This is a genomic window from Streptomyces sp. NPDC052107 (genome assembly GCF_040680215.1).
Classification (GTDB): Bacteria; Actinomycetota; Actinomycetes; order Streptomycetales; family Streptomycetaceae; genus Streptomyces.
Genome location: NZ_JBFAWG010000056.1, coordinates 38,952 through 45,618, shown reverse-complemented (window position 1 = coordinate 45,618; position 6,667 = coordinate 38,952). Strand labels below are relative to the sequence as shown.

General features: G+C 69.2%; 8 protein-coding genes, 3 tRNA genes and 2 pseudogenes. 5 read left to right on the top strand and 8 right to left on the bottom strand.

Annotation, left to right across the window (positions count from 1 at the left end; genetic code table 11):
• Nucleotides 1–99: 99 nt before the first annotated feature.
• The 3 genes from AB0M27_RS35200 to AB0M27_RS35190 all read right to left on the bottom strand — a co-directional run bounded on the left by AB0M27_RS35200 (nt 100) and on the right by AB0M27_RS35190 (nt 1,647).
• Complete coding sequence (locus tag AB0M27_RS35200) at nt 100–462, bottom strand: hypothetical protein (RefSeq protein ID WP_365727976.1); 363 nt, start codon at nt 460–462, stop codon at nt 100–102.
• A complete protein-coding gene (locus AB0M27_RS35195; protein ID WP_365727974.1) occupies nt 459–656 on the bottom strand; it encodes a DivIVA domain-containing protein in 198 nt (65 codons plus the stop codon). The genes AB0M27_RS35200 and AB0M27_RS35195 overlap by 4 nt, the downstream gene beginning before the upstream one ends.
• 121 nt (nt 657–777) lie before the next feature.
• Nucleotides 778–1,647 carry a DUF4389 domain-containing protein gene (locus tag AB0M27_RS35190; RefSeq protein WP_365727973.1) on the bottom strand — a complete coding sequence of 290 codons (870 nt, stop codon included), beginning with the start codon at nt 1,645–1,647 and terminating at the stop codon, nt 778–780.
• Between the two features lie 338 nt (nt 1,648–1,985).
• On the opposite strand from AB0M27_RS35190, the pseudogene AB0M27_RS35185 reads away from it, so the two are divergent.
• The 3 genes and pseudogenes from AB0M27_RS35185 to AB0M27_RS35175 form a co-directional block, all read left to right on the top strand.
• Nucleotides 1,986–2,183: pseudogene (locus tag AB0M27_RS35185) on the top strand (protein spdB); the annotation flags it as partial.
• Between the two features lie 218 nt (nt 2,184–2,401).
• Nucleotides 2,402–2,641, top strand: a complete 240-nt coding sequence (locus AB0M27_RS35180; protein WP_365727971.1) for a hypothetical protein — start codon at nt 2,402–2,404, stop codon at nt 2,639–2,641.
• 128 nt (nt 2,642–2,769) lie between these two features.
• Nucleotides 2,770–3,263, top strand: a pseudogene (locus AB0M27_RS35175) (ATP-binding protein); the annotation flags it as partial.
• Nucleotides 3,264–3,269: 6 nt separating this feature from the next.
• On the opposite strand, the gene AB0M27_RS35170 reads toward AB0M27_RS35175, so the two are convergent.
• Nucleotides 3,270–3,446, bottom strand: coding sequence for a hypothetical protein (locus AB0M27_RS35170; RefSeq protein WP_365727981.1), 177 nt, complete (start codon nt 3,444–3,446; stop codon nt 3,270–3,272).
• Nucleotides 3,447–3,536: 90 nt separating this feature from the next.
• On the opposite strand from AB0M27_RS35170, the gene AB0M27_RS35165 reads away from it, so the two are divergent.
• Together AB0M27_RS35165 and AB0M27_RS35160 are read left to right on the top strand one after the other, a co-directional pair.
• Nucleotides 3,537–3,989, top strand: a complete 453-nt coding sequence (locus AB0M27_RS35165; protein ID WP_365727979.1) for a hypothetical protein — start codon at nt 3,537–3,539, stop codon at nt 3,987–3,989.
• Between the two features lie 413 nt (nt 3,990–4,402).
• Nucleotides 4,403–4,603, top strand: a complete 201-nt coding sequence (locus AB0M27_RS35160) for a DUF1918 domain-containing protein (RefSeq protein WP_365727969.1) — start codon at nt 4,403–4,405, stop codon at nt 4,601–4,603.
• Between the two features lie 95 nt (nt 4,604–4,698).
• On the opposite strand, the gene AB0M27_RS35155 is transcribed toward AB0M27_RS35160, so the two are convergent.
• From AB0M27_RS35155 to AB0M27_RS35140, 4 genes are all read right to left on the bottom strand, one after another.
• A tRNA-Phe gene (locus AB0M27_RS35155) sits at nt 4,699–4,772 on the bottom strand.
• A gap of 24 nt (nt 4,773–4,796) precedes the next feature.
• A tRNA-Asp gene (locus tag AB0M27_RS35150) sits at nt 4,797–4,871 on the bottom strand.
• 36 nt (nt 4,872–4,907) lie between these two features.
• Nucleotides 4,908–4,980: transfer RNA gene (locus AB0M27_RS35145), tRNA-Glu, on the bottom strand.
• An 80-nt stretch (nt 4,981–5,060) separates the two neighbouring features.
• Nucleotides 5,061–6,593, bottom strand: coding sequence for a metallophosphoesterase (locus tag AB0M27_RS35140; protein ID WP_365727967.1), 1,533 nt, complete (start codon nt 6,591–6,593; stop codon nt 5,061–5,063).
• Between the last annotated feature and the right edge of the window lie 74 nt (nt 6,594–6,667).

Genomic DNA, 6,667 nt, shown 5'->3' with positions numbered 1-6,667 from the left:
ACTGGCGGCACCTGGCAACTCGCCCCTGCCACCGCATAGCGAACAGGGGCTGCCCGGCCTACGGCCGGACAGCCCCTCACCAAGATCTTCATGAGCCTTCTAGGACGTGGTGCGCTGTGCGGGCGGCGCGGGGGGAACCGTGGTGGGCTCCGGAGCTTTGGTGGTTGCCGGCGCGCCGTGCTGACGGGCGGATCGGCCACCGTCCCCGAGAGCGATGGAACGCGCGGTGTTGGAGACGGCCTTGATGCCCAGGTAGGCGGTGGTCATGCTGCTGACCGCGGTGAACGCGGCGGTCAGGATGCCGACGATCACGGACTTGTCCCCGTCGAGCCGCCACACCCCGACGATCGCGACCGCGACGATCGCGACATTGCTGACGATGACCGCGAGCAGCCCGTATCGCGCCCGGACCTTCTCCAGCTGGGTTTCCCCCGTCACGGCTGCGGCCTGGTCCTGGCTCATCTCCCCGTCCCCCCATTCAGCAGCTGTGCGACCCGTGCGTCCACCTGGGCACGGTCATACCCACGCCGGACGATGTCGAAGAGTGGCGGTGCCCCGGATGCCGTACCTTCGGCCAGCCGGGTCAGATAGGCGTCCACCTGGGCGCGGTCGTAACCACGCCGAGCGATGTCGAAGCCCCGGAAGTCATCGGCCATGAATGTCCCCCTACGACGAAGGCCCCGTTCGCTGAACGGGGCCTTCTGGCTGTGGCTGGGGCCGGGGTCGAACCGGCGACCTTCCGCTGTTCAGGCCGCGTCCAGGTGGGGCGCGGCCTGATCATAGAGGGTGCCGGGGACGGCCGACAGCCGTGGTTGTGCGCTGCTGTTGGCGTACGCCAAGTCGTGTCACCACTCCTTCACGGGGGCTGGTCTGGGAGGCGGCTGAAGGCAGTGAGGTGGTGCTGGTGTTGGTGGTGGCGTTGATGAGTCCGTTGAAGATCAAGAGCGCGGCCCCAAGAACTAGGAACAGGACGACCAGGGCTTTGCCCGCGCCGCTGAGCAGCAGCGGGCGGGTAGCTGAGCGGGGTTGCTCGCCAGGGGCGGGCGCGTCGCCGAACAGCCGCTTGGGGTAGGCCGCGGTGAGCATCATCAGGTAGGCGTACAGGCGCATGTTGTAGCGGGCGGTGGCGGCGGTCGCCTCGAACGGCGGGCGCGGCATCCGGCCGCGGATCAGCACCATGAGCCAGAAGATGGGGCAGATCACGTACCAGCCGTACATGAGCAGCTCCACCACGACGGCGGCGGGGACGAGCAGGATGATGCGGAACAGGACGGCGAGGCGGTTGAGCTTCCCGGGATGGACCTCGACCTGGACGGGGTGGTCGGGCGCCAGGAAGGCGAACGGCGGGTAGGTGTCGACCAACAGCATCGCGTAGGCGGTGACGCGGGTCGCGTAGACGAGGTAGCCGGTCAGGAACGAGGCGATCGGTTCGGGTAGCCGTCCGGTGATCAGGGCGGCGAACCAGCCGACGACCATGACGACGGACGCGGCGATCCACAGGAAGAGCAGGGCGATGTATTGGGGGATCAGCAGGAGCCAGCGCAGCAGCACGGTCCAGCGGCGCTGCCGGCCGGGCTCGGGGAGATCCAACTCCGGGAGTACCTCCGGCGGGGGAGCGGGGTGCGGCGCCCATGTACGGTCTGCCATAGCCAGCTCCTGTCAGGTCCGCGACTGTCGCTCGGCTCAGAGCTTCAGGATCACGCCGGTCGGCCCGGTGCACGCGCGGTGAGGAGCAACCGGGTGACCGGCTTGCTCGCGGTTGAGGGTGCGAACCGCCCCGGCGGATCGGGCAGGCTTCGGGCCTGCGCGCAAGACGTGCTGGCCGTGTCACCGGCTCGATGCGGGGTGCCCTGGGTGCTCTCTGGGATGAGTCGGCTTGTGAAGCCGTGTGATGCAAGCCGCTCGGAGGCATGAATCACGTCGTTGGGTACGGCTTGCGAGATCGCGAAGCCGTGAGCGGGATGGATCAGCGGGCGTTGTAGCGACCCGACGAGCCGGTTGCGGCGCCCGCGCTGGAAGGGCCCGCCCTCTCGGATGAGGCGCTTGATGCGCTGGTGGACGAGATCCGCCACAGCGAAGATCCGGCCCTGTCCTACCGGGAGATGGCATCCCGGTTCCGAGCGGCCGGCCACTCCGCCTCCGAGGTCCGCCTGCGGGCCGGGTGGAAGCGAGTGGCCGTCTGACGGGGGCGCTGCCGGGATAGCGGTGGCGCCTGGCCCTGGTCGGCTCAGTCGAACAGCGCCCACAAGTGAGACAGTCGCACGAGCAGCACGATGACGATGAACACGGTCATCAACACGCCCGATGTCGCATGGCGCCACGAGCAGAACAGGCGCGGTATGCGCCGTGCGCTGTCCGGCAGCGGCTCATCGCACTTCAGGCACGTGCGGTTCTTGGTTCTTTGAACGCTTCGCGCCTCGGTTTCCCCACCCATGCGGGCGACTTTAGCGGCCCTCGCTGGTGCGGCCGCCGTGCCCGGGGCAACGACACCGCCAGCGCGGACCAGAAGCTCGACAGCGCATGGCAGAGCGCCGAGACCCGACTGATCTCGGAAATCACGGCTCTGCGGATCGAGCGGCAGTGGATCGTGACCGAGGCCGCCAAGGCCAACGTGGCGAAGAAGCCCTCCCGCTGGTGGTGACCACCACGGCCGGGCCCCTACCGGCCCGGCCCGCGCGCAACGCCCCTGCTCTTCCTGAGCTTCGCCCCGATGCGGGGCAGTCAGGAGTCTGCCCGCCATGAGCGGCAACGTCGTTCACCTGCACAGTGGACGAGGACAAGCGGCCCTACGGCGGTTCCGGTTCCACCTCCCGGTACTTCATGGCCGCCAGGAAGATGCACAACCAGGGACACACGGTCAACGCGCTGCTGTGGCAGGGCACCCAGGACCCGACCGACCTTCCCAAGCTGGTCCGGGAGGGCACCCACACGCGGGCATCGCTCGCGCCGGGCACCGAGTCACAGGCACGCGTGGCGCTCGGTGACAAGGCCGTCGACGGCGGCGCGGCCCCGAACCTGCTGCGCCCGGGGCTGGACAAGGAGCCCTGGTCGTCGCCTCCGACGGCATCGAGATCCCCAAGGGCCAGTCGTCCATCACGGTGCGCACGCACTACATCAGCACCGACGACGCGAAGGTGATCGCCGCTCGCGCCAAGGCGATGCGCGACAGCGTCACCAACCCGCACGCCATCGACCGGGGCGAGAAGCGTGACCCGCTCGCCGACATCGCCGCCGTCGTCGGCACCGACGCCCGCGTGCGCACCCGGACTTCAGCGGCTGTCCAGGCCAGTCCGCCCGTGGTCTCTGGTCGCCAGGACCTCAAGAGTGATCAGGCACGCGGCTCCCAGCGACACGGCCATCGGCAGAGCGTCGCTCCACGACTGTCCCACCCAGAAGTGCGAGACAGCGGCGGCGCAGCCGTAGAACGGCACAGCGATGCCCAGCATCACCAAGCGGCGTACCCAACGGGGCGTCCCGTACCCGGCTGTCCGCCGTCCATCCGTCATGCCCGACTACCTACCACGGAAGGACAGTTTGTGTTCGAGATCCGCATCATTCGCGACCCGGTCGACGCTCACCGCGTCACCACCGCACTGAGCACCGCGTTCACCACCGGCGCCGTCCGCCGGCACCGGACCCGCGACGGCGAGCGCATCCGCCTGCACGTCACCGCCGACCACCGCCCCGCCGGTCAGTCGTGGGCGACGCCCGAGCAGGCATACGCCGCCGCCCCCAGCATCAGCGACGAACTCGGATGGACCGCCGGCACGAGCGCCAACGCCCCCATCGCTCAGGGCCTGGACCGGGAGTACTTCCTGCGCAAAGCCGCCCTGCTATACCGCACGGCCCTCGCTGAGAGGCCTGCCCCGACGACATCGCCCGCGCCGCGACCGAAGCCCGCCCGCCGCCTGATGGACCTGGACGACGCCAGCGTGGTCTACGACCCGCGCGCCTACCAAGGAACTGGAGACATCCAGCACGACCCATGACCACCGCGCCGCGCTGCTCTTCCCGCATCGGCACCCCGCTGGAGCCGGACAACCTCCGGCGTAGCCGGTACTCGCTCCGGAAACGTCTCGGTCTGGAGATCCGGTTTCACGATCTCCGGCACTCGGCCGTCTCGCTGCTGCTGGATCTCGGGGTGCCGCCCCCATCGTCCGGCAGATCGTTGGGCACAGCGACATCGGAATGACCATGAAGGTCTACGCGCATGCCTCCCTGGACGAGCAGCGGAAGGCGCTCCGGAAGCTTGGCGACACCCTCACCTGATACCTGGATCGGCAGCCAGGCGAGCGGGACCTGCCCGTACAGGTGATCTTGTTGCGGAATCCCTGGAATCCACGGTTGCGGGCGCCACTGTGGGTTTCGAAGTGACGCGCATCTCTACCTGAGGGAGAACGTTGTGAAAGCCAGCAAAGGGGATCGGCTCGTCGTCCACGGACGCGTCGTCGGAAAGCAGGATCACGTCGTGGAGATCGTTGAAGTTCTCGGGCCGGACGGAGCGCCGCCGTACAGGGTGAGGTCTGAGGACGGCCACGAGACGATCATGAGCCCAGGGCCCAACACGGTGGTCGACCACCGCAAGGCCAGCGACACGCTGTAGCGGCGAGACCGTTGGCGTACCGGTTGGCGTAGCCGACACGAAAACACCCCCTCCGGGATATCCCGGAGGGGGTGTTTGCCCTAGTGGGGCGGCTGTGGCTGGGGCCGGGGTCGAACCGGCGACCTTCCGCTTTTCAGGCGGACGCTCGTACCAACTGAGCTACCCAGCCATGGTGTTTCATGTGAAACACCAGCGGTCCTGACGGGATTTGAACCCGCGGCCTCCACCTTGACAGGGTGGCGAGCACTCCAAACTGCTCCACAGGACCAAGCTTGCGTGCAACAGTGTCGCACACGGTATTGCGTGCCCCCAACGGGATTCGAACCCGTGCTACCGCCTTGAAAGGGCGGCGTCCTAGGCCGCTAGACGATGAGGGCTATCGGCCCGCCTGGGCGCTTCTCAGCGCGTCGGGGACGTGAGAAGCATATGGGATGGCGGGGAGTATCGCCAAAACGGTTTACGGCGAGGGGGCGGACGAGGTGCGGGAAGAGGGGGAGGGGGTGCCCGGGGAAGGTGTGGTCCTGGGTCGGTTCTCGTCCGCCAGATGGCGGCTGACCTCGGCCGTCGTCTCGCCCAGTCCGCCCAGTTTGATCGCGTCCCAGGCCTGGAGACGGTGGCTGTCGCGGTCGAAGTAGAGGATCGAGGCCTCGATGGGCGCGGGGTACTTGTGCTCGACCGCCCGCAGCCCGCTCCCGCCCGTGGAACCCTCCATGCGCAGCCGGGTGCCGTAGGGCAGCATCTCGTCCCCCTCGTGGTGCAGATGGCCGCACAGCACCAGCGGCACCTCGCCGTCCGTCTCACGGGCCGCCGACGGCTCGTGGGCGATCGCGACGTCGACCGGGGTGCCGGTCGCCCGCTGGTCGCGCAGGGCGCTGGCCAGCCGGTCGCCCGCCAGCCGCTCGGCCGCGTCCCCGCCGGGCACCACCGAGCGGTCGGGGGTGAACTGCGGGTCGCCGATGCCCGCGAAACGCAGTCCCGCGACCGTCCGCGCCCGGCCGTCGTCCAGGACGTGCACGTTCTTCATCCGCTCCAGATAGCGCTGGGTGATCCGGGAGTCGTGGTTGCCCCGCACCCAGACGTACGGCACGCCCAGGTCCCGGATCGGGTCCAGGAAGCCGTTCTCCGCCGCCACACCGTGGTCCATCGTGTCGCCGGAGTCGACGATCACGTTCACCTTGTACTGCTCCACCAGCGAGGCGATGATCTTCCAGCTCGCCGGGTTGAGGTGGATGTCCGACACATGCAGGACCCGGATGGTGGAGGGATCCGGCTGGTAGGCCGGGAGGGTGGAGGTGACGTCGTAGAGCTTCGTCACGTTCGTCACCAGGCGGGCCAGCTCCTTCTGGTAGACGTCGAAGTCGGAGACGATGCTGCGTGCGTTGCCGACCACCGCCGGCGCCGAGCTGAGCAGCCCGGAGAACTTCGGCTCCAGGACCGACTTCGGGTTCCAGGTGGCGTACGCGCTCGCCCCGGACGCGGCCAGCAGGGTCAGGGCGAGGCCGCCGGCGGCCAGGGCGCGGCGGGGGCTGCGGTAGACGGCGAGACCGAGGGCCGTGGCGCCGGCGACCACGGCGACGCAGGAGCGCACCGCCAGGTCCAGCGTGCCGTGCTCGACGTCCTTGGCGACCTCGTCCTGGAGGCCGGAGATTCGCTCGGGGTGGTCGACCAGGGCCTGGGCGCGCAGCGGGTCCAGCTGGTCCACGTTGACGTCCAGACGGACGGGGGCCACATGGCTGTCCAGGGTGAGCGCGCCCAGCGGCGAGACGTTGATCTTCGTACCGCCGGTGAGCGACGGGCGTAGTGCCATCGTCGTGTTCATGGGGCCGACCGGGGCCCGTACGTTTCCGACGATCAGCAGGCCCAGCCAGGCGCCGAGGAGGACGACGGCCGCGAGGCCCAGGCCGCGGAGCCAGGGGCGGGGGCGGGCGGCGAGTTCCAGCGCGGGGAGCGGGCGGGTGCCGCGGCGGCGTATGCGCGTGCGGTTCGTCATCGTGTGGAGGGCTGCGACGGAGACGCGGACCATTGGGGCCGTATGCCCGTGTACGGGGGCGGATATGCGGTGCC

Bases quoted from the DNA above. Each gene is read 5' to 3' on its own strand.
- AB0M27_RS35200 (WP_365727976.1), bottom strand. From the start codon at position 462: ATGAGCCAGGACCAGGCCGCAGCCGTGACGGGGGAAACCCAGCTGGAG.
- AB0M27_RS35195 (WP_365727974.1), bottom strand. From the start codon at position 656: ATGGCCGATGACTTCCGGGGCTTCGACATCGCTCGGCGTGGTTACGAC.
- AB0M27_RS35190 (WP_365727973.1), bottom strand. From the start codon at position 1,647: ATGGCAGACCGTACATGGGCGCCGCACCCCGCTCCCCCGCCGGAGGTA.
- AB0M27_RS35170 (WP_365727981.1), bottom strand. From the start codon at position 3,446: ATGCTGGGCATCGCTGTGCCGTTCTACGGCTGCGCCGCCGCTGTCTCG.
- AB0M27_RS35140 (WP_365727967.1), bottom strand. From the start codon at position 6,593: ATGACGAACCGCACGCGCATACGCCGCCGCGGCACCCGCCCGCTCCCC.